The 19,785-nt window shown below is 54.2% G+C and carries 24 protein-coding genes, 1 tRNA gene and 1 pseudogene; 6 read left to right on the forward strand and 20 right to left on the reverse strand.

Annotated features, from left to right (window positions below; genetic code table 11):
• Positions 1-103: 103 nt before the first annotated feature.
• Positions 104-180 (forward strand) — tRNA-Pro (locus tag WKS99_RS08305).
• Positions 181-240: 60 nt separating this feature from the next.
• On the opposite strand, the gene WKS99_RS08310 is transcribed toward WKS99_RS08305, so the two are convergent.
• From WKS99_RS08310 to WKS99_RS08335, 6 genes are all read right to left on the reverse strand, one after another.
• Positions 241-1,950: a recombinase family protein gene (locus WKS99_RS08310; protein WP_333635430.1), complete on the reverse strand. Its 1,710-nt coding sequence runs from the start codon at positions 1,948-1,950 to the stop codon at positions 241-243.
• A gap of 96 nt (positions 1,951-2,046) precedes the next feature.
• A complete protein-coding gene (locus WKS99_RS08315; RefSeq protein ID WP_340405724.1) occupies positions 2,047-2,229 on the reverse strand; it encodes a hypothetical protein in 183 nt (60 codons plus the stop codon).
• 482 nt (positions 2,230-2,711) lie between these two features.
• A complete protein-coding gene (locus WKS99_RS08320; RefSeq protein WP_002604473.1) occupies positions 2,712-2,954 on the reverse strand; it encodes a helix-turn-helix domain-containing protein in 243 nt (80 codons plus the stop codon).
• Complete coding sequence (locus tag WKS99_RS08325) at positions 2,938-3,375, reverse strand: sigma-70 family RNA polymerase sigma factor (protein WP_002604474.1); 438 nt, start codon at positions 3,373-3,375, stop codon at positions 2,938-2,940. The genes WKS99_RS08320 and WKS99_RS08325 overlap by 17 nt, the downstream gene beginning before the upstream one ends.
• A 473-nt stretch (positions 3,376-3,848) precedes the next feature.
• Positions 3,849-4,832: a 23S rRNA (adenine(2503)-C(2))-methyltransferase RlmN gene (gene rlmN / locus WKS99_RS08330; RefSeq protein ID WP_002584956.1), complete on the reverse strand. Its 984-nt coding sequence runs from the start codon at positions 4,830-4,832 to the stop codon at positions 3,849-3,851.
• Between the two features lie 16 nt (positions 4,833-4,848).
• On the reverse strand, positions 4,849-5,034 hold the full coding sequence (locus tag WKS99_RS08335) for a cysteine-rich KTR domain-containing protein (RefSeq protein WP_003431289.1): 186 nt from the start codon (positions 5,032-5,034) through the stop codon (positions 4,849-4,851).
• Positions 5,035-5,432: 398 nt separating this feature from the next.
• Between WKS99_RS08335 and WKS99_RS08340 the strand changes: the two genes are divergently transcribed.
• From WKS99_RS08340 to WKS99_RS08355, 4 genes are all read left to right on the forward strand, one after another.
• Complete coding sequence (locus WKS99_RS08340; protein ID WP_340405725.1) at positions 5,433-5,789, forward strand: helix-turn-helix transcriptional regulator; 357 nt, start codon at positions 5,433-5,435, stop codon at positions 5,787-5,789.
• 241 nt (positions 5,790-6,030) lie between these two features.
• Positions 6,031-6,360, forward strand: coding sequence for a plasmid mobilization protein (locus WKS99_RS08345; protein ID WP_117515670.1), 330 nt, complete (start codon positions 6,031-6,033; stop codon positions 6,358-6,360).
• Positions 6,321-7,670 (forward strand): relaxase/mobilization nuclease domain-containing protein, encoded by a 1,350-nt coding sequence (locus WKS99_RS08350; protein ID WP_340405726.1) that lies wholly within the window; start codon positions 6,321-6,323, stop codon positions 7,668-7,670. Before WKS99_RS08345 ends, WKS99_RS08350 begins: the two co-directional genes overlap by 40 nt.
• A 92-nt stretch (positions 7,671-7,762) precedes the next feature.
• Positions 7,763-8,116, forward strand: a complete 354-nt coding sequence (locus WKS99_RS08355) for a DUF6050 family protein (protein ID WP_340405727.1) — start codon at positions 7,763-7,765, stop codon at positions 8,114-8,116.
• Positions 8,117-8,312: 196 nt separating this feature from the next.
• Here WKS99_RS08355 and WKS99_RS08360 read toward each other — a convergent pair whose 3' ends face one another.
• Positions 8,313-8,852 carry a hypothetical protein gene (locus tag WKS99_RS08360; RefSeq protein ID WP_340405728.1) on the reverse strand — a complete coding sequence of 180 codons (540 nt, stop codon included), beginning with the start codon at positions 8,850-8,852 and terminating at the stop codon, positions 8,313-8,315.
• 103 nt (positions 8,853-8,955) lie between these two features.
• Between WKS99_RS08360 and WKS99_RS08365 the strand changes: the two genes are divergently transcribed.
• Positions 8,956-9,186 carry a helix-turn-helix domain-containing protein gene (locus tag WKS99_RS08365; RefSeq protein ID WP_333635383.1) on the forward strand — a complete coding sequence of 77 codons (231 nt, stop codon included), beginning with the start codon at positions 8,956-8,958 and terminating at the stop codon, positions 9,184-9,186.
• 207 nt (positions 9,187-9,393) lie between these two features.
• Here the strand turns inward: WKS99_RS08365 and WKS99_RS08370 are convergent, their stop codons facing one another.
• The 13 genes and pseudogenes from WKS99_RS08370 to WKS99_RS08420 form a co-directional block, all read right to left on the reverse strand.
• Entirely contained in the window at positions 9,394-9,570 is a 177-nt protein-coding gene (locus WKS99_RS08370; RefSeq protein ID WP_340405729.1) for a hypothetical protein, read from the reverse strand.
• On the reverse strand, positions 9,567-11,426 hold the full coding sequence (locus WKS99_RS08375; protein ID WP_340405730.1) for an antirestriction protein ArdA: 1,860 nt from the start codon (positions 11,424-11,426) through the stop codon (positions 9,567-9,569). Before WKS99_RS08375 ends, WKS99_RS08370 begins: the two co-directional genes overlap by 4 nt.
• 12 nt (positions 11,427-11,438) lie before the next feature.
• Positions 11,439-11,975: a hypothetical protein gene (locus WKS99_RS08380; RefSeq protein WP_340405731.1), complete on the reverse strand. Its 537-nt coding sequence runs from the start codon at positions 11,973-11,975 to the stop codon at positions 11,439-11,441.
• Entirely contained in the window at positions 11,962-14,064 is a 2,103-nt protein-coding gene (locus WKS99_RS08385) for a DNA topoisomerase 3 (RefSeq protein ID WP_340405732.1), read from the reverse strand. Before WKS99_RS08385 ends, WKS99_RS08380 begins: the two co-directional genes overlap by 14 nt.
• Positions 14,061-14,792, reverse strand: coding sequence for a DUF4366 domain-containing protein (locus WKS99_RS08390; protein WP_340405733.1), 732 nt, complete (start codon positions 14,790-14,792; stop codon positions 14,061-14,063). Before WKS99_RS08390 ends, WKS99_RS08385 begins: the two co-directional genes overlap by 4 nt.
• The gene (locus WKS99_RS08395) at positions 14,782-15,063 is read right to left on the reverse strand and encodes a DUF4315 family protein (RefSeq protein WP_340405734.1); all 282 of its coding nucleotides are present in this window, start codon (positions 15,061-15,063) and stop codon (positions 14,782-14,784) included. Before WKS99_RS08395 ends, WKS99_RS08390 begins: the two co-directional genes overlap by 11 nt.
• A complete protein-coding gene (locus tag WKS99_RS08400) occupies positions 15,050-15,790 on the reverse strand; it encodes a phosphoadenosine phosphosulfate reductase (RefSeq protein WP_340405809.1) in 741 nt (246 codons plus the stop codon). Before WKS99_RS08400 ends, WKS99_RS08395 begins: the two co-directional genes overlap by 14 nt.
• A gap of 7 nt (positions 15,791-15,797) precedes the next feature.
• The gene (locus WKS99_RS08405) at positions 15,798-16,247 is read right to left on the reverse strand and encodes an XF1762 family protein (RefSeq protein WP_340405735.1); all 450 of its coding nucleotides are present in this window, start codon (positions 16,245-16,247) and stop codon (positions 15,798-15,800) included.
• A gap of 14 nt (positions 16,248-16,261) precedes the next feature.
• Positions 16,262-18,151: a C40 family peptidase gene (locus WKS99_RS08410; protein WP_340405736.1), complete on the reverse strand. Its 1,890-nt coding sequence runs from the start codon at positions 18,149-18,151 to the stop codon at positions 16,262-16,264.
• Positions 18,148-18,306 (reverse strand): hypothetical protein, encoded by a 159-nt coding sequence (locus WKS99_RS13495; protein WP_243423658.1) that lies wholly within the window; start codon positions 18,304-18,306, stop codon positions 18,148-18,150. Before WKS99_RS13495 ends, WKS99_RS08410 begins: the two co-directional genes overlap by 4 nt.
• Positions 18,303-18,674 (reverse strand): hypothetical protein, encoded by a 372-nt coding sequence (locus tag WKS99_RS13500; RefSeq protein WP_297041871.1) that lies wholly within the window; start codon positions 18,672-18,674, stop codon positions 18,303-18,305. Before WKS99_RS13500 ends, WKS99_RS13495 begins: the two co-directional genes overlap by 4 nt.
• Positions 18,675-18,720: 46 nt before the next feature.
• Positions 18,721-19,170: pseudogene (locus WKS99_RS13505) on the reverse strand (DNA cytosine methyltransferase); the annotation flags it as partial.
• Positions 19,163-19,783, reverse strand: a complete 621-nt coding sequence (locus tag WKS99_RS08420) for a hypothetical protein (protein ID WP_118251418.1) — start codon at positions 19,781-19,783, stop codon at positions 19,163-19,165. The gene WKS99_RS08420 and the pseudogene WKS99_RS13505, both read right to left, overlap by 8 nt.
• Positions 19,784-19,785 lie beyond the last annotated feature (2 nt).

A 19,785-nucleotide genomic window follows, 5' to 3' on the forward strand; every position in this document is an offset into this window, starting at 1 on the left:
TCCCTTTTCAGATATCGGTGATAGGTCAGTCTATTCTGAAGCGGTTTTGGATATTACACTTGACATCTTTGATGAAAGATTTTATAATATAGCAGTTAGAACTCCGGGTGTGGCGAAGCTTGGTATCGCGCTTGGTTCGGGTCCAAGAGACCGTGGGTTCAAATCCCGCCACTCGGACCATGGCGAGTGTTCTTATAGCATTTGAAAAGCTGTAAGAACACTCGTCTTTTTTTGTTGTTTTCATCCGGCGATTTCGGCTGGGATGTAGTTGACGAACACGCCCTTTCGGGTATTGACGGTCACATCAGGGATGGGCAGGGGCAGCATTTTAGGGATTGTGATTTCTCCCACGCAGTTATAATGGATGCGAAGCCGCTGCTCCCATACACCATCAATTTTCTCCGCATTGTAAACTTCGATCTTCTCAACCAACTCGTTGAGCATCCGGGGCGTGAGCTTGCGTGCACGGGTGTACTTTCGCACCAAAGAGATGAACATATCCGTGGTCATAGCCTGGCTGCTCTGCTTCTCGATTTCGGAGCGGAGCTTTTTGATTTTCTCCGCCAGTTCCTTTTGCTCGTCCTCATACCGTCCGGACATTTTCGCAAAACGGTCATCGGAGAGCTTGCCGGAAACATTGTCCTCATAGATGCGTTCAAACAGCCCGTCCAGTTCCTCGTCACGGGCAAGCAGGGCTTTCAATTCCTTCTCCTTCAGCTTGCGGTCGGTCTCTGCCGCTTGCTGGGAGTGTCCGATCACCGCTTTCAGAAATTCGTCCTCATAGAGGCTGGCGAACTTCGTCAGGCGCCGGATTTCACCAAGCACCACCTGTTCCAGAAAATCTACTCGGACATAGTGGGTAGAAGTACAGCTCCCACGGTTGCCCTTATAGTTGGAGCAGTTGAAATACTTGATCTCTGGGTTTCCCTGATTGAAGTGGAAGTGAAGATTGCTGCCGCAGTCGGCACAGACCAGCAGACCAGAGAACATGTTGTGCTCGCCTTCGTTGGTGCGACGCTTGCGGATTTTTCCCCGCTTCTGTTGCACCTGCTCAAATACGGACCGCTCGATAATCGGCTCGTGGACGTCCTTGAAGATGACCCAATTTTCACGGTCATTCTCCAACCTCTTTTTGTTCTTGTAGGATTTAGAATAGGTCTTGAAGTTGAGAATGTCGCCGCAATACTCCTGCAAAGACAGAATTTTGGTCACGGTGGAACTGTTCCACTTAGTAGCGGGCTGCTGCTTGCCCTTTCCGGGCCGCTTGATACCCTTCTTTAGCCAATAGGCACGCGGGGTAAGGATTTCGTCCTTTTCAAGCTGGGCTGCAATCTGTTCCGTCCCGTAGCCCTCCAGGGTCATGCTGTAAATCCGTCGAACCACTTGGGCGGCTTCGTCATCTACGATCCATCGTTTCGGATTGTTGGGGTCTTTGATGTATCCGTAGGGAGGCTGACCCATCGGCTCGCCCGCATTTCCCTTGATCTTGTTGCTGATACGCCGCTTCTTGCTGATGTCGCGGGCATACCACTCATTGAACAGGTTGCGGATCGGCGCTAACTCATTCTCACCTTCGGCGGTGTCGATGTTATCGGATACCGCCACCAGGCGAATGTCATGCTCCGGGAAAAATTCCTCGGTCAGCCTGCCGACCTCGATGTAGTTACGGCCCAGGCGGGAAAGGTCTTTGACAAATACTGCGGCGGCCCGTCCCTGCTCAAGTTGCTGGATCATCTCCACAAAACCAGGGCGGTCCATCGTGACGCCGGAAATGCCATCGTCCAGGAAATGGACCAGGTTGGTGTAGCCTTTCTCTTTCGCCACTTTGGTTAGCAGCTTTTTTTGATTTCCGATGCTGTAACTCTCACCTTCCAGATTATCGTCACGGGAAAGCCGCTCGTAGAGGAAAGCGGTCACATCACGGGATTTTTTGTTATTCGACTGTCTCATAAGTCCTCCTTTCTGGACAGCCGAACAGCGCATATCTTGTATTCCCTATACAATTATACCGCTGTCCTCTGCCCGTGTCAGCCGAGTATGGAAAGTTTACATTTTCTCATTTTCGGCCTTCATCAATCGAAGGAGGACACTGCCCAAGGTATCCGGGCTTTCCTCTTTGAAAACAGACTCTACGACAAACGACCTATTGCCGAAGCGATAGGTCGTTTTTTCTTTCAAAGGGTTTTCCTGCGGCTTTTTACCGATTGAAACAGAATTACGATCTTGCATAATAATCCCCTTTCATTTGCGTATAGTCGAAAACGAAAGAGGCAAAAAACGGACGGCTGCTGGCCGGCCAAAGGCACTTCCTTCGGTTGCAGCTCCACGGGAATCTCACCCCGGCCCATACTGATGGGTGCGCCGCGCAATGCTTTGAGGGCGTTCAACGCGGGAGTCTCATTATCCTGTCTGTGCATCCTCGCCCACAGGCCGCCACACCTGTTTCGCGGCCTGGTTTTGTCGCTCACCTGTTTGGTAGGGGTCCCGTCCTGCGGACTTGCAACAGGGTCATGGCGCACCGGCCGACCGGCTCCATACAGACAGATCGTATCCGTCTGCCTTATGCTGCCCGAAGGCTTTCTTTGTCAAGGGACAATAAGGCTTTGTCAGCCTGTAAAAGCATACCGCTTCCGATATGCTTTTGCGGAACGACAAATAGCCCATAACGGGAAGCGTGGAAAGGGGACACGCTCCCCGCATGGGCTAAAAGATTATCCTACATGAAAAGCAAGGGTGCGGGTAATAAGGCGCACTTGCAGCCTGTTACGCATTTCCTCGTCCACATAGGAATAGGTATTGCCCGCGTCGTCTTTCAGCGTGCGGGTACAAAGTTTCGCTATGTAACCCTCGTAGTGCTTCAAGATCGCGCACATGGCGGTTGTGTCGCCGTTTGCCGCTGCGGAAATGACAGGGAACGGCAACAGATTTTCAGACTTCCTAACGGTATTCATCATCTGCTTTTCCCTCCAAATACTGTTTGATTTTCGCAAGCGCGGATTTCCTGTGCCGGAAAACCGTCGTGCGTACAACATTCAGCAGTTCGCCAATTTCCGCGTCGCTCATATCCAAGAAGTAGGACAAAAGGATAATGTCGCGTTTCCTTTCGGGCAAAGCGTTAAGGGCTTCGGCAAGCAGTTCATTTTTGACGAGTACATCAAAGCCGGACACTTGAAAACGGAAATAATCGCTTTCGTATTCGTCCGTTGTGAAAAGCTGCGCGAGTTCGCTTTCGCTCAAATCCGAAAAAGTAACTTCGCGTGCTGCGCGTTTCGCAAGAGTGCGGCGGTGGCTTTTCGCTTCGCCGACCAAAGTTTTCTTTGCTAATGCGTCGTACTGATGTTGTATTCTTTCCTTGTCGGAAGAAGATAGCTCCATAGAGTTCACCTCCTTCCCGCGTGGAGTAGAGGACGGGAGTTAAGGGCTTGTCCTCTCTGCCCCTTTCGCTCCGTACCCGTTCGGGAGATGGCTCTTGAGTGCGCTTTTCAGAAAAAAGTTGAAAAAAGCAAAATGCGCCCGTCCGCAAGACGCGGACGGGCGCAAAGGAAATGTAAGCAGTAGCTAAATGTATTGACAGTTCACATTCATAGCCGGAATATCCCGCTTGCGGAGCATAGCTTTTTTTGACCGCAAAGCATTAGGCGGGTTACAGTAAATAAAAATGGACACGGCGATACCTCCCCGATACCGCCGTATCCTTAAAAAAGGGCGACTTTAATACACTACCCGCAATCCATTCTATAATAGGGAACAGCGGCTTTTGCGCAATATTAAATAAAAAAGCCGATAACACATAGGTTTTTTGACCTAATGCGTTATCGGCTCTGCGTCTATGCGTCTGGCACTTTTAATCATTTTTTTTTGAATTTATTATATGTGTTAGCTAACTGTCCACAAGCCGCGTTAATCTCTCTGCCATGAGAAACTCTCATAGTAACTTCAAGTCCTGCTTGCTCTAATTGATGTTTGAATGCAACTATTTCCCGTTTCTGTGGTGCTTTAATTCTTGAATTGCTTGTTGGGTTGTATTGTAACACGTTAATCATAACTTTTTTGCCCCGAAACCATTTTGCAAGTTGTCTTACATCTGAGGGCCGGTCATTTATACCCGGTAAAAGCAAATACGCAAAGACAATTTTGCGATTATGCCTTTCAGAATAGGATAAGGCTTGCTTAACAACATCTTCAATAGCATATATGCGCATGTGAGGAATAATACGATTTCTTGCAGATTGTGTTGCTGCGTGTAAAGATATTGTCAACTGAATTTTAAGATGTTCCTCGCGCAATTTTTTTAATTGATCGACCGGACCAACTGTTGATATGGTAATGCCGTCGGTTGGAAAGTTGAGCCCATATCTATCTCGGAGAATATGGATTGCTTTTATCAAGTTGTCATAATTGAATAAAGGCTCTCCCATACCCATAAAAACGATACGGTTTACTTTTCGACGCAACAATATAATCTGTTGTACGATTTCTGACGATGTTAGATTACGAACAAAGCCATTTCGCCCGGACTCACAAAAAATACAACCAACAGGACAACCGACTTGTGTGCTCACGCAAACAGTTCCACCATCTCGCCGCTTGATAAAAACCGTTTCAATGTATTTGTTGTCTTTCAGTTCGTAAACATACTTTTCAGTATCACTGCTTTTGCAAATATTTTTTACCAACATTGATAGATTTTTTTTGCGTGGTAATTGCTTATATAATTCTTCATATAAGGCTTTTGCTTCATTCTCGCCAATAACTTCCGACATTTCTTTGTAAGTAAATCCGTATGGATCATTCCGTACTTCCGCAGGCGTATATTTAGGTAAACGTTTCATTTTTATATCCTTTCTTCTAAATAATAAAAGTTTGTTTTTCTGTATTTTTGATTACAATCTCTAATTTTTCTACATCAATGATATGCGTCAATTTGCATTTAGGGCAGAAAAGAGGAAAATCTTTTAATACAGTATTATGAAATACTTGAACTCTCGTCTTTCCGTTACAAATCGGACATTTTATCCAATATTTTTTAAGCATTATATTTCACTCGTCCTTTTTACACAAAAAAATGCAGGTCAATCCTCAACATGAGCATTGACCTGCATTTATAATGCACAGAGCAGTACAACAAAACTAAGGCATAGCTTGCACTATGTCTATACTATATCTATACGTCGTTAGTTTTTTGTATAGCATCCGCAAAATAAGCATGACAAAAAAGCCCATGTTGAAAATGGGAAAATCCTTTTTTTCAATGCTTATCTAATACGCATGCTATGCAACATAAACGCCGCCTCCTTTTACATAAATTTTATTTTATCAGAAAATCAGTCTACTGTCAATACACAACAGGAAGTATTTAACCTAATGATATGAATTGTGTGGACATATCCAAAAAGAAAGGTGAACTGTAAAATGTAACAGGGTGAATGAAAATGGCAAAAAGACCCGTACCATTGTACGACTTTAAGGCTTTCGGGGCAGCTATAAAAGCCGCGAGAAATGAATACGGCGAGAGCCGCAAAAAGGTAAGCGACGAGTTATATATTTCCCCGCGCTACCTTGCGAATATCGAGAACAAGGGACAACAGCCGAGTTTACAGGTGTTCTATGACCTTGTAACCCGGTATCATATTTCCGTCGATCAATTTTTCTTCCCGAACAGCGACGCGGAGAAATCCACCGGGCGGCGGCAGCTTGACGCGCTGCTGGACGGTATGAGCGATAAAGGCATACGGATTGTAACCGCAACGGCAAGGGAGATAACGGAAGTCGAACAAGCAGAGGACTAACCTCACAATATAGGAAATTGGGAGATTGCAGCCGCCATGCGCTGCAATCTTTTTTTAGTGTCCAAAATCAAGGAAACACGCAACAAATACCTCCTTTCTGTGAGGGTATGGAGTAGATAGCAAGCACAGCAAGCGAGTACCCGCTTGCGATTTTTGGCTTTAGGGAACCCTCCCCCTAAACCCGAAAAATGCATGTTGGGAACATCCCAAACCCTGATACGAAAAGAGGCGAGATACCACGATGGCAAACCGAAAACGAAATATCCAGGTGAAGTTCTATGTGACCGCCGAGGAAAAGGAACTGATGGAACAGAAGATGGCCCAGCTCCAGACAAAGCGGATCGGCGCCTACCTGCGGAAGATGGCGATTGACGGATATATCATCCAGGTGGACACCAGGGACATTAAGGAGATGAACAAACTTCTGTCCGCCATTGGCCGGAACATCAATCAGATTGCCAAGCGGGTCAACGCCGGAGGCCCCACCTATCAGGCCGACATGGAGGAAATCCGGGAAAGGCTGGATCAGATATGGCAGTTACAAAGACGCATCCTATTAAGTCAACGCTGAAAGCTGCGATTGACTATATCTGCAATCCTGACAAGACGGATGGGAAGCTGTTGGTGTCCTCCTTCGGCTGCGCCGCCGAGACCGCCGACATTGAATTTGAATGGACACGCCGCCATTCCATCGACAAGGGCACACACCTGGGCCGTCACCTGATCCAAGCCTTTGAACCTGGGGAGGTCATGCCAGAGGAAGCCCACCGGATCGGCATGGAACTGGCACGGGAGGTCCTGGGCGGCAAATATGAATTTGTCCTCACCACTCACATTGACAAGGACCACGTCCATAATCATTTGATTTTCAATGCGGTCAGCTTCACCGACCACAAGCACTACCATTCCAACAAGCGCAGCTATCACGAGATACGCCGGGCCAGCGACCGGCTGTGCAAAGAACACGGCTTGTCCGTCATCGTCCCTGGCCGGGATAAGGGTAAGAGCTACATTGAGCATCAGGCCGCACAGAACGGCACCAGCTACAAGGCAAAGCTGAAAGCTGCCATCGACCGGCTGATCCCCGTGTCCTCCAGCCTGGAAGATTTGCTTGCCCGGTTGCAGCGGGAAGGGTACGAAATCAAGCGGGGAAAGTATATCTCCGCCAGGGCGCCGGACCAGGAGAGGTTCACCCGGCTCAAAACCCTGGGCGCCGATTACACGGAAGAAGCCGTTGCCTCCCGCATTGCCGGAGGTCCCAGGCCCTCCAGACAGCCCCAACAGCGCAGCGGGAAGGTCAGCCTGCTCATTGACATTCAGAACAATATCAAGGCCCAGCAGAGTGCCGGATACCAGCGATGGGCGACCATCGAGAATCTGAAACGGGCGGCCGCCACCATGAACTTTCTTACCGAACACGGCATCGGCAGCTATGAGGAATTGGTGGAACGGTGCGACGCCGTTGCCGCCGCATCCATCCGTACCAGGGAAAACCTGCGGGATACGGAACAACGGATTGCCGACCTTGCCCTTCTGGGAAAGCAGATCGACACTTATCGCAAGCTGAAACCTGTCTATGACCGATACAAGGCATCAAAGGACAAGGAAAAATTCCTGCGCGGCTTTGAGAGCGAGATTATCTTATTCGAGGCGGCAGCCAGGGAGATCAAGAAGGCCGGACTCACCAAACTTCCTTCCTCCGATAAGCTGAAAGCAGAACTGGACGGACTCTCCGCCCGCAAGACCGCCCTGCAAACGGAACTTCGGAAGATACGGCGGGAGGAAAAGGAGTATGACACCCTCCGCCAGAATGTGGACACCCTACTGGAAAGGCCGAAGGAACAGGAACAGCAGCGGCAGCGGAGCAACGACTTGGAGTAACGGGGATTGGGCGCTTTTTACAGTCTTTGCCAAACCCCTGGGCGCATGGTTATCCGGCTGATATAATGGAACCAGGAATGGAGGTGCTGACTGTGACGAAATCCGAAGTAATCAAAGAGTTTTTCAAAAAGAGCGTGCTGCCCGTGGCGGTGGCGGCTTTGCTGTACTGCATTTTCAAATCCGCCTGCACAAAAGATGGCGTCACCGACTATGTATGGCTGTTCATCCTTTGCGGCCTGCCTTTTGGTATCCCACGGATGTTTGCCTGGATCGTGCCCAGCGGCTCTTTGGGAACCGCCCTTCCGTTGTTTCTGCTGAACTTTATTATTGGCGGAGTGATCGGCGGTTTCGTCCTGGTCTGGCGACTGCTGGTGGCTGCCTGGTATATTCCCTTGACCATCTATCGATTGTTCATAACAAGAGGGACTTCCTATATCCCAGAATAGCACTATGGAAATGTGGAAAACGGCCGCTTCACCGATGGAAAACAGATATTCACGGCACGATGGAAAAGCTGCCAGCTTTCCCACAGCCCGCAAACACTGTTTCCCACAGCTCCGCCCCTTTGACCGTTTACACACATTCCCACAGCGCCTACTACTGCTACTGAAAATGAGCGCCATCACCGAAAGATGATGGCGCTCATTCTTTTTCTCCGTATCCTTCCCCAGCAAGATTTAGTATATTCTTTTTTTCTTTCTGCGCATAGCGCATGGTCTGATAAGCTCCGCCGCCTGTATGGTCCACATAGAATACAACGAGATCGCTTCGCTTCACCATCTGCCGGTTGCGAATTTGAAAAGCGCCTTTTGGATGGCTGCTGGCCGCGCTGCCGCATATCTCGATTTCATCATAATAGGTTTCAAAGTTTTCCATATTGTTGCGCAGCTCCGCCGTGGGATATGGCAGTATCCAAATCAAGGAACTGTTGTCATCCCGAACAAGCCGCTGCTGGCGTTTGACAGCGGAGGAAACGATCTGGTCAAAATCTCCGTCCCGTCCGACCAGGAACTCCACATACTCCTTTTCCAAAAGCAGCGCATGAACCAGCGCCTCCACACGATCCTCCGCCTCACGAAATGCCGGGATGATCCGGTGTCCAAAAAAACTAACGGTAAATATGTTCACGGTTCTATCTTCGCCATTTTCAAGCCAGCCTCTCCAACAAAGTAAATAATCCACTTCTCATTATATACATACATTGACTTAAAGTAAATAATCCTCTAATTCGTTTCAATTATAATTTACCTGCTTTGTTGGTAGCATAATATCAGGAGGTGATATTATGCAGACGGAGTTTCCAGAACGCTATATCACTCTGGGCTTGAAGATCGCATATTACAGGAAAAAGGCGGGGCTGACACAGGAGGTCCTTGCGGAGAGGATTGGGAAAAGTGTCAACTTCGTTGGTCAGGTAGAAGGAACAGGTACGGTTCGTGGCGTATCTCTTGAAACATTGTTCAAGATCGCCCAAGTGCTGAAAATCCCGCCCTCCAAGCTGTTAGAGGATGACTGATCGACTGCGACGCAGCCAGAACAAAAAAAGAATGGGAGCGCCAACCTCGGATAACTGCATCCGATGTTGACGCTCCCATTTTGCTTGATAAAAGGTGAAAATCCGGCGTTTTTCCTATGCAGAAACGCCCTGCCGCCCCACATGGGAAATCATACTGCCCCTACACGGAAAAGCCACCACAGGCTGTTTCTTCGCCTGTTTTGAACCCTAATTCCCGCACTTTTTGGAACGGCTGGAAAGATAGTGCGGACAGGACACCACCACCGCCCGGAAACTCTGCTTGCAGGGATGGACACAGCCCTTGCATAGCTTGTTATACTGGCGTCTGCCGTTCTCGCCCAGGAAGAACGCCCATTCCAGACGCCATTTCTTGCTCCGGCTCATAAGTCGCCCAGCTCCGGGAGCTTCTTCTGCGGGGCAGGCTTGTCCAGGCTTTTCCGTTCCGCGCACTCCCGTTTTGCGTCCTCCAGTCGCTCCCGGATGGAAGGCTTTTTCTCCGGCGTGGTCCTGCGCGCCTCGGCCTGGGCTTTCTCCAATTCCTCACCACGGTGGCCGTTGTTGATGATCCCGTCGATCATGCCGTAGTCATCCTCCAGGGTCATTTCCGCTGTGCGTAGCGGGTTTTCCGGCTCCACGGGAACGGACACGATCTGCCCGTTGATGCTGGCGAACAGCTCCGGCCGCTTGAATTGCTCGGTGTACTTCTGGATCATGTCCGGGGGCAGGGACGCAAAACTCTCCGGCCCCAGGCCCACCACCAGGAAGGTGCCTGCCACAATGTCGTAAATCTCCCCATGCTCGTCCCGGAGGGAACGGTTCAGGTCCAGACCAATGAGCTTGCCTTCATCGTTCAGTACCAGCCCCACCGGATCGTCAAAGGGATAGGAGGCGGCAATATCGCCACCCACCTCCGCTTGCAGCGCATGGAGTCCGGGGGCGATCTCCTTCACATAGGGTTCCTTCATGGGCTCCACCACCAGGACGGTCAGCTTCTCCGGCGCGGTATGTTCGGGGGCGGCTCCGCTGGGGATGGCAAAGGCACGGCTGCCGTTGGCCATGATGAGATACTTCCCATCCTCGGACTCGTGGTGGAAACCGTATCCAGCCGCCTCCATCTGTTCCCGGCTTATATCCGTCACATGGAAGGTGCCCCTGGGGGTCCGCACCGTCTCGCCGGTTTCCCGGTCATCTGGGCTGGGCGCTGCTGGCTGGCCGTACAACTCCGCCTCATACTCCCGGTTTGCCTGCTCCGCAAAGGATAGCATTTCGTCCACATGGGATTGATCCGGGTTTTCAATAGCCTCCCGAATCGCCTGCGGGTCCACATCCAGAAATTCCTCATAGCCGGTGGCATCCTTGAATTTCTCAATCTCCGAAGGAAGATAGTCCTCCTGGGTCTGCCCCAGGGCGGCCAGCTTCTCGGCCAGGGCAGAGATACGCCCGGCCATCAGATTTTCGTAGATTTCTTCCTTCGCCGCGTGTTCCTCCGGGTGTTCGGCGGCATACTGCGGATCATGCTGCCGGAAAAACTCGTCCATATCGTAGGCAAGGTCCATGGCCCATTCCGAAATTTCTTCTTCGGGGATGTCATCCTGGAAGGTCATTACCCGGTATTCCTCCGGGATGCTACCGCGCTCACCATCGTAATACTCATGGAAGCTGTCCCCGGTATCCCGCACATAGCCCAGGTCGGTGAACTGGCCGCTTTCCTCCAGGGCGATGTCCCGCCCGTAGGCTTCATAGTCGATGTAATTGCGCAGATGCTCCGGCACCTGCATGGCGTCCAGTTCCTCGATATAATACCGGCCCAGATCATCGTGGTCATGGATGTCGGGGTAAACATCGTAACAGTCCAGGTTTTCCGTCAGGTTGATAAGCTCCTGGATGCTGCCCGTGTGATCGCCGATCTCCATAGCCGCCTGAAACCGCTCATATTCATCCTGGCTCATATCATCCAGTTTGGAAGCCAGGTAGTTCAGCTCGTCCAGGTTTGCATACTCACCCAGCAGGTCATAGAGGCCGTCCACATAGCAGTCGTAGTCCGTGATGAACCATTCCTCATAGGTCTGCCCGAAGTCGTCCTTCGCACCGATCCCGATACGCTCAAAGACCTTTTTCAGTTCCTCCGCCGTGGTGGGGAACTTCACCCATTCGCCCACAAGGGCGCCCTCGTTATATTTGCCCAGGTTGGTGATGAAAGCGGCAAAGGGATAATCTTTGTCATAGTCATAATGGGGCATAACGACACCTCCTTACAGTTCCGGCGCAGACTTTTCCCGATGGGGCTGCGCCTTGCTCTGATTGGCACATTCCTTCCGGCTCTGCTCCAGCCGCTCCTTGATGGAGGGCTTTTTCTCCGTCTGCCTCTCCCTGGGACGCTCATGCTCCCACTCGTCGCCGGAAAGGGTGAGATACCCTTTACTGGTGAAGCACCCTTGTTCCTCCCGCATGGCGTGGTTGCCGAAAGGAACGGGATCAATGGCGTCCAGCAGCTCCGGGGGCAGAAGGACATCCAAATGCTGCGCCAGATAGCGCCAGCCCACATCCTCCACCTTGCTGATGTTGGGCTCCAGAATGAAATACTCGGTATTCGCGGGAAACTCCCGGAACTGCTCCAGGGTGGTCAGTCGGAAGGGAGACTCCTGGACAGCGGCCAGGAGGTCACGGGCCTCCGGGGAAAGTCCGGCAAGCGCCTGGGCCGCTGCCTCCAGTTCGCTTGCGTCACCGCCTGCGGGGAGCAGCGGCTTCAAATGCTCCATGAAGTTGACCTCGGTTTTACTTTTTGCCATGCACACCATCCTTTCGTTTGGGAAACTCCAACTTGAAATTGACATACTTGCCGCCGGTATCGTCCAGGATCACCACGGCGTCATAGGTGGAACCTTTCTTCTCCGACCACATCCCCTTGACGGAAGTGTGGCCTTTTTTCAGAAGGTCGGCCGCCATCTTCCGGGTCATTTCCTTGCGGCGGCTGGTCCAGAAACGGTCATTCTTCCACATGACAAACTGGCAGGCCCGGTCCGAACAGGCGAAATTCTTCTTGCCTTCATAGACCGGCTTGCCGCAGCGGGGGCAGAGGCCCACCGTCTCTTTCTCCGGCTGGAACAGCTTTTGCCCATCCTCGGAAATGTGGGAGTATTTCCGCACCAGCTCCGCCGCCATTGCCTCGATCCCGTCCATGAAGTCCTCCGGCGACGCCTGGCCCTTTGCCACCTCGTTCAACCGCTGCTCCCAATCCGCTGTGAGCTTGGGAGAGGTCAGCAGCTCCGGCAGCACCGTGACCAGGTTAACGCCTGCCTTTGTAGGGATCAGGTTCTTGCCCTTGCGCTCCACGAACCCGCCGGACACCAGCTTTTCAATGATGGCCGCCCTTGTCGCCGGGGTGCCCAGGCCCTTGCGTTCTGCCTCGTCCGGCATATCTTCCTTGCCCGCATTCTCCATGGCCGACAGAAGGGTGTCCTCCGTGTAGGGCTTGGGGGGCGAAGTGAAGTGCTCGGTGACGGAGGCGGAGACCGGCTCAAAGACCTGCCCCTCGGTCAAGGCGGGAAGAACACCCTCGGCATCTTCATCCTCCGGCTTCTCCTTCAGGGAGGAACGGAACACCTCCTGGATGGCGCGCCAGCCCTGGGAAAGCACCTGCTTTCCTTTTGCCGTGAAGGTATGTCCGCCGCAGTCAAAGGTGGCCGTGACCGCCTCATACACGAAAGGCTCTGCCGCCGCACACAGCAGCTTGCAGCAGACCAGCAGAAGAATATTGCGCTCGCCCACAGGCAGCGCAGGGACATCCGCCTTTTCCAGTTCCAGGGTGGGAATCAGGGCATGGTGATCGGATACCTCCTTGTTGTTCACCAGCGCCAGAACATCGGGAAAAAACTCCGGGCAGGTGTCGAAGGGCGGTACCCGCGCCGCCAGATGCAGGACCACGGAGGCGGTCTCCGCCATGTCAACCGTCAGATACCGGCTGTCCGTGCGGGGATAGGTCAGCAGCTTCTTTTCATAGAGCGACTGGGCGTAGTCCAGGGTTTGCTTGGCCGTGTAGCCGAACACCCGGTTTGCCTCCCGCTGCAAGGTGGTCAGGTCGTACAGCTTGGGCGGCTTCTCCGTCTTTTCCTCCCGCACCACGGATATACAGGTTGCTCTTTTACCATCACAGGCATCCCGGATGGCCTGGGCGTCCTCCGGGGAAACAATGCGGTCGCTGACCGCCTCGGCTCCCTCCAGCGCCAGTCGCACATGATGATATTTCTCCTTGCGGAACAGGACGATCTTACCGTCCCGGTCGGCCAGCATCGCCAGGGTGGGTGTCTGCACCCGCCCAATATTTAACGTTCGATGATACAACACCGAAAAGAGCCGTGAGGCATTGATACCAACAAGCCAGTCCGCCTTTTGGCGGCAAAGTGCCGATTGATACAGCGGGTCATAGTCCGCGCCGGGGCGCAGGTCGGAAAATCCCTCCCGGATTGCCGCGTCCTCCATCGAAGAAATCCAGAGGCGGGAGAAAGGCTTGGAACATCCGGCGGCCTCATAGACCAGCCGGAAAATCAATTCACCTTCGCGCCCCGCGTCGCAGGCGTTGACCAGCTCCGTCACATCGGGGCGTTCCATCAGCGATTGCAAGATATGGAACTGTGCAGCCTTTTCCTCGGACACCACATAGCGGAATGGGTCGGGCAGGATGGGCAGGTCCTCATACCGCCACTTTTTGTAGCGGTCATCATAGGCGGCCGCGTCCGCCAGCCCCACCAGATGCCCGATGCACCAGGAAATCAGCCAGCCGCCGCCCTCAAAATAGCCATCGGCCCTGGATGTGACACCCAGGGCCGACGCGATACTCTTTGCTACACTCGGTTTTTCGCAGATCACCAATTTGCTCAATTCTGGTCCTCCTGTTCTTTCTGTTCAGGATCGTCCTCGTTTTCGTATTCCTCGTCCTCGAACTCATAGTCGTCCGGATCGGCGCTGACCTTTGCGCCCTGCTTGGGCTTGATGAACTTGATGTAGGCGAAGGCTCCGCCGCCGCCCAGGGCCGCCAGCAGCAGGATCAGCACCAGGGCTCCGCCGCTGCCGGACTCCTTCTCCGGCTCCGGTTCGGGCTCCGGCTCCACCTCCGGCGCTTTCCCAGCGCACTCGCTCATATTCACCGAACAGACCGGACAGGCGGTATTCACCGCACCGGCCTGGCACTTCTCAGCGCAGGTACAAGCAGCGGGCTTTTCCTCCGCCTGTCCATCTTCCATCAGCGCCATCAGGTCGGCTTCGTCCACCTGGTTCAAGAAGTGAACGGCCGTTTCCTTGTCCTCGTTGGCCCGGTCGATCAGGATGTAAAAATAGTTGCCCGCTTTCGTGGTCACGGTGATAAGCTGTTTGTCGCCGTAATAATCGTCCACCAGCGTAGCGTTGCCTTCCGGGGTAAGGGGCTGGCCTTCCGGCTCCACGCCCCCGGTGGCGGGTTCCTCGGTGGGGTCCGGCGTCGTCTCGGCGGGCTCCCCGGTGTAATAGTCGCCATCCCCGCCGCCCGCAAAGGCGGTGACGGAGAAAGCGGTCATGCACAGGACCACCGCCAGCATCGCCGTAAACAGCCGGATCACTTTCTTATTCTTCATGGTCGCTGTCCTCCATATCCTCGTCGTCAGGGTCCGCCGCTGCTTCCGCCTCCATCATCCCGTCGGGCAGGGTGATAAGGCCGCTGGCGTAGGCCTTCAGGAAGGCGGTCAGCTCCTTGTTGTCCATGCGCACCGCCTTGACCATGCGGACGATCTCCAGGTTTTCTTCCTCGGTGAGCTGCGCCTCCAGTTCCCGAAGGCGCTTCTGCTGGACGGAAATCTTCTCCTTCGTCTTTTCGATGTCCTTGCGGATTTTTTCAACCGTTGCCATGTGTGCAAAACTCCTTTCCAAATCGTTCTCTCCAGGAATAGTTCCGCCCCAGGCCCTTGACCGTTTTCAGATTTTGCCTGGCGTTGTCCTCCAACGCCAGGGCGCGGCGAAACAAATCGGGATGCTGCTCCCGCAGGGCGGTGATCTCGTCGGGTTTCATGCTGGGACAGAAAAAACAGGACGATTTTCCCGGCTGGGGCAGCCCTGCCGCCTCGATCTGCCGGATGCAATCGTCCCGCGTCCATCCCCATTCCATCAGGGGATACCACTTGCTGTATTTTCGGTCGGCCAGGTCGCCCAGCAGCACCTTGTCGCTGCGGTAGCCCTCGCCCGCGTCGTAGCCGATGAATTTGACCACCCGTTTGCCCGCCTCCCAGGTTCGGCGGCATGGTGGATAATGGTTGCAGAACTTTTCCTGCGGCCCGATCTTGTGTTTCAGGGAACACCGCTTGAAGCCGTAAGCAATGGATGGAAGGCTGCAACTTTGCAGACATTCATCCTCCAGCGTCAGCCGTTTCCCGTCACGGGTGGTCTTATACACTCTGGTAATGGGCGGCATCCCGTGGTCCTTCAGCCAGTCATCCATCACCTCCAGATAGGCGTAGGTGTGGGGATGCTCCGCCCCCGTATCCGCAAAGAGGATCAGGTCCACCGGGATACGGTGCTGGTGCAGCCCGATCAGAAGGGCGGTGCTGTTGGCGCCGCCCCCATAGGAAACCATATTGATGTGTATTTCACCTCCCACTCAACTCCTTTTCGTATCGGTATTTCATTTGTGCTGGATACAAAGGTTCCGCAGGTCGCCGTTTGCCAGTCCACATTTTGCCACCAGCCAAACCAGCGCATTGCCAACCTGCCGCCCGAAGGCTGGCTCCACTTTCCGTATCCAAAATGTAAGTGAGGATTTTTTTGTATCCCATTGTCTTGGCTGCTCGTGCCGCTGCCCCATAAAGAAAACTGCAAGCATTTCGTGTCCCATCCGTGCAAAGCCGGTTTACCTCCAGGGTCATCCCATCGTCCAGATAGCGGCTGACCGGCCGCCCAATGATGGCGACACCCACAAGATGGTCACCTACCATACAGCCCAGGGAAAACTTGTGTCCACGCACTGGCTTGTGGTGGCGGTGATGTTCTGCCACAAAAGTATTCGCCTCATTCAAAGATACAGGTCGCAACTCAAGCATAACTGCGCCTCCCATCAGTTGTACGGCGGTCTGCCGTATGAGTAGAAATGGGACTGCCAGTAGCTCGTGTTCAGGTTGGAATACTGGATGGGGTCGCCGCAATGCAGCATCATCCCGTCGCCCACATAAATGCCTACATGAGATACGCCGGTTGTGTCGTAGGTGCCCACGAAGAACACCAGATCGCCGGGCTGGGGGTCGGATACTGGGGTGGAAATGTTGTAGAGCCCCTGGGCGCCCAGCCGCCCGGTATTGCACAGGCCGCTGTTGGTCAGCACATAGCTGACGAAGCCGCTGCAATCAAAAGAGGTGCTGGGGCTGCTGCCGCCCCACACATAGGGATAGCCCAAATACTTTTCTGCCTCGCTGATAAGGGTATTGAACCGCTCGTCCGTCAGGTATTCAGCGGGAATCTCCCAGGCGGTGGGCGGGTTGTCGATGTACTTGTTCACATACCCGGAGGACGGGAACAGGTCGGGGCGGTTGCCCAGGGTGGACATATAGGTGGCGTACAAGGAAAGCTGTTCCTCGCCCATCATGTAAACGGGGACATGGGACAGGTCGAAGTTCTCCAATGTCACGGTACAGATATACCAGGTGTACGGAACTTCCACCTCATACTCATTGCCCTCGCTGTCCGTCCTTGTTTCCGTCCGATAGCGGGTCTCCGTGGTCACGGTTTCGGTGAGGATGTATTGCTTGTCAAAGAGGGTTTGAAGGTCTCCCTGTACCTGGTCGATGGTGAACACCCCATCATGGAGAGCCGACAGAATGGAGATCAGCACATAGGGGTCATGCTCGATCTCATCCAGGTCGAAGTGATACTCGTCATAGTCGTGGGTGGCCTCGTAGGTGTCCAGGTACTCCCGCAATTCATCCTCTTTGGCGCAGTAGGCTTCTTCCGCCGCCAGCATATCGGAGTCCTCGGAGAGATAGGAGGACGCCATGATGTTGGATACACCGCCGCCGAACATGGAGGAACAGGATTGCAGGGAGCCCAGCAGCATCACCAGCAGAAGGCCGATGCCGCCCACGATCAGCGCGCCCTTCCAATGCCGTTTCAGGAAAAGGGCGGTGCGCTTGGACTCCTGGGCGGTTTTCTTGGCCGCCTTTGCCGTGGCCTCCGCTGTTTTCCCGGCCTGGGCGGTCTTGCCCGCCGCCCGGTACGCCGCCGCATATTGCTTTTGCAGCTTCCGTTTCTGCCACAGGCGGGAGATGGGATTGGATGCAAGCTGGGGGTTCTCCGCCATAGCTTTCCGATAGTAGAAATCCGCATTGGCATTGACCGCCGCCTGCTCCGCTTTTGCTGCGTCCCGCCAGGGTTTCAGCTTGCGTTCCGCCCGCCAGTTCTGGACACGGCGGTTTCCGTAGACCACAGCCTTCTCAATGCCGCGTTCTCCCAAGTGGCCCGACTGGACGCCGGAATTTTCCTGCTCCACCTCCCGGACCTTGCCGTGGATGGCCGCCCCCGCCTCCTGGATGGGGCGGGACAGCGGATTGGCATGGGGCTTTCCCGGACTCTTATTGGGGATCGCGTCCCTGGCGGCATCCAGACGATCCGCCGCCTTGTCCGACTTGCGGATGGCCCCTTGCAGCTCCGGCTTGGCCTGGTCCGCCTCGGAAAACTGCAATCGGGAGGATGGGCGGCCTGCTGCCGCCTCGCCCTCCCGATAGGCTCTGCGCTGTTTCCGGCGCTTCTTTTTGGCTGCTGCCTGTTCCCGGTGCAGTTCTGCACGGTCCACCGCTTTTCCAGCGGCGCCCGCCGTGTCGCCGGAGGCGGAATGGTCCTGCTCTGGCGCCCGGTCAGAGGGATAAGTCGTTTCGCCCGTGACCAGATTGACGGATACCGCCCCGTCACGGGTCATCTTCTGCGCCTCCTTTGCGGAGGCTTTCCATTCTTTCAAGGTGCGTCACCTCCTGTTCCATAGGGGCAGATGTTGACACAGGCCCCGGTTTCGATCATGGCGATGTACTGGAAAATGGGATAAGCCTGAGGCGGGCAGACCGCGTTCCCCAGGGTTTTCAGCCGCAGCGCCCGGTTGTCGGTATCCTCGGTCATGCGGGGGACTCCTTCGGGCTCGGCACGCCATAGGATGCGTCCGTCCATTTCGGGGGGAATCCCATGAGCCATTCCACCCAGTCCGGGTTCAGCGCCGCTTTCTCGGAAAGGGGCTGCTCCTGCCGGATCACCTGGGCCGACAGGTTGGAGGACGGGGATTTGTCCCGGAAGGCCGCCGGTTTCAAGGTGGAACGGTAGCCCTCCGACGCCGCCGGGGTCAGATAGAACACCGCCGCCGACAGGGACAGGCTCCAGATCGTCCCGTCCTTGTTCCGCTTGCGGAATATCCCGTTGTCCGACAGGTACACATCCAGGTTGGCAGCGTCCCGCCCCGTGGATTTGTCGGAGGCAAGGGGTGTGGGAAACATCAGCCGCGACGATAAAAGTTCGCTGGCGCTCATGCCATGCGCCGACGCCGCAAGCCGGAAATACGAATGGGAGAACAGCGTATCCCGCTTTTGCCAGGTCAAAAATCGTTTTGTCGAGCCCCATATTGATGAAGCCAGCAACATTTTCCCCAAGCACCCAACGGGGCCGCAGTTCGGCAATAACGCGGCACATTTCCGGCCACAGGTAGCGTTCATCCGCAAAGCCCCGCCGTTTTCCTGCGGTGGAGAAGGGCTGGCACGGGAATCCGCCGGAGAGGATGGTGATGGTTTCAAGTCCTGTTTTCTCAAAAAACGCCTCCTTCGTGAATGTGGTGATGTCCCGGAACTTCGGCACATCCGGCCAATGCTTTTGCAGGATGGAATAGGGATAGTCCGCCCACTCGCATTGACAGACCGTTTCAAAGCCCGCCGCCTCTGCCGCCAGGTCCAGCCCGCCGATGCCGGAAAACAGGCTGACATGGGTGAGCTTATTCATGGCTGATCTGCTCCCCAGGGATCAGCTCTGCCCGGAACCGCTTGATGACCGCCGCCTCCAATTCATCCTGACAAAAGTTACTGTCAGCGGAAAGACCCAGCTTGCGGCGCAGCCTGTTCAGCGTCTTTTCATAGTTCCCGTATTTCTTTTGCAGGCGGAGAAAATCCTTCTCGTTCTGCGCCTGCGACAGACACTTGGCGATGCTGTACCAGGTTACCAGGAACATGTGCAGTTCGCTCACCAGCAGCCGGAATCCGCTGCCGGGGATCAGATAGTGTTCCTCCTGGCGGCCGCTGCCCGGTTCGGGTTCGTCGTCCTCGCACTCCACATAGAAGGCGTCCAGCTCGCACAGCTCCCGCGCCTTCATCCCGGCAAGGTCCGCCTTGTCGCCGAACACCAGGTAACGGCCGGGAATGTTCCAGGCATCAAACTTGTCATCGGCGATCTGGCCGTACCGCTTCGCCGCCGCAATGAACGCCTCGACATCCTCCCGGTCCTTGATTTTTCCGGCAAGGAAGGCAAGCTGATGAAGCAGCCCGTAGAGATGCACTTCCTCGTCGATATGTGCCTCATAGGTCTTTTCCTCGATGACATACAGCTTTTCCTGTTCCATAT

Origin of the sequence: Flintibacter sp. HCN-6482 (genome assembly GCF_037892565.1) — a bacterium.
In the GTDB taxonomy this organism is placed as follows: Bacteria; Bacillota; Clostridia; order Oscillospirales; family Oscillospiraceae; genus Lawsonibacter; species Lawsonibacter aceti.

Excerpts from the sequence above, each read along its gene's own strand:
- WKS99_RS08310 (WP_333635430.1), bottom strand. The coding sequence starts at position 1,950 with ATGAGACAGTCGAATAACAAAAAATCCCGTGATGTGACCGCTTTCCTC.
- WKS99_RS08315 (WP_340405724.1), bottom strand. The coding sequence starts at position 2,229 with ATGCAAGATCGTAATTCTGTTTCAATCGGTAAAAAGCCGCAGGAAAAC.
- WKS99_RS08320 (WP_002604473.1), bottom strand. The coding sequence starts at position 2,954 with ATGATGAATACCGTTAGGAAGTCTGAAAATCTGTTGCCGTTCCCTGTC.
- WKS99_RS08325 (WP_002604474.1), bottom strand. The coding sequence starts at position 3,375 with ATGGAGCTATCTTCTTCCGACAAGGAAAGAATACAACATCAGTACGAC.
- rlmN (WP_002584956.1), bottom strand. The coding sequence starts at position 4,832 with ATGAAACGTTTACCTAAATATACGCCTGCGGAAGTACGGAATGATCCA.
- WKS99_RS08335 (WP_003431289.1), bottom strand. The coding sequence starts at position 5,034 with ATGCTTAAAAAATATTGGATAAAATGTCCGATTTGTAACGGAAAGACG.
- WKS99_RS08340 (WP_340405725.1), top strand. The coding sequence starts at position 5,433 with ATGGCAAAAAGACCCGTACCATTGTACGACTTTAAGGCTTTCGGGGCA.
- WKS99_RS08345 (WP_117515670.1), top strand. The coding sequence starts at position 6,031 with ATGGCAAACCGAAAACGAAATATCCAGGTGAAGTTCTATGTGACCGCC.
- WKS99_RS08350 (WP_340405726.1), top strand. The coding sequence starts at position 6,321 with ATGGCAGTTACAAAGACGCATCCTATTAAGTCAACGCTGAAAGCTGCG.
- WKS99_RS08365 (WP_333635383.1), top strand. The coding sequence starts at position 8,956 with ATGCAGACGGAGTTTCCAGAACGCTATATCACTCTGGGCTTGAAGATC.
- WKS99_RS08370 (WP_340405729.1), bottom strand. The coding sequence starts at position 9,570 with ATGAGCCGGAGCAAGAAATGGCGTCTGGAATGGGCGTTCTTCCTGGGC.
- WKS99_RS08375 (WP_340405730.1), bottom strand. The coding sequence starts at position 11,426 with ATGCCCCATTATGACTATGACAAAGATTATCCCTTTGCCGCTTTCATC.
- WKS99_RS08380 (WP_340405731.1), bottom strand. The coding sequence starts at position 11,975 with ATGGCAAAAAGTAAAACCGAGGTCAACTTCATGGAGCATTTGAAGCCG.
- WKS99_RS08390 (WP_340405733.1), bottom strand. The coding sequence starts at position 14,792 with ATGAAGAATAAGAAAGTGATCCGGCTGTTTACGGCGATGCTGGCGGTG.
- WKS99_RS08395 (WP_340405734.1), bottom strand. The coding sequence starts at position 15,063 with ATGGCAACGGTTGAAAAAATCCGCAAGGACATCGAAAAGACGAAGGAG.
- WKS99_RS08405 (WP_340405735.1), bottom strand. The coding sequence starts at position 16,247 with ATGCTTGAGTTGCGACCTGTATCTTTGAATGAGGCGAATACTTTTGTG.
- WKS99_RS13495 (WP_243423658.1), bottom strand. The coding sequence starts at position 18,306 with ATGACCGAGGATACCGACAACCGGGCGCTGCGGCTGAAAACCCTGGGG.
- WKS99_RS13500 (WP_297041871.1), bottom strand. The coding sequence starts at position 18,674 with ATGTTTCCCACACCCCTTGCCTCCGACAAATCCACGGGGCGGGACGCT.
- WKS99_RS08420 (WP_118251418.1), bottom strand. The coding sequence starts at position 19,783 with ATGGAACAGGAAAAGCTGTATGTCATCGAGGAAAAGACCTATGAGGCA.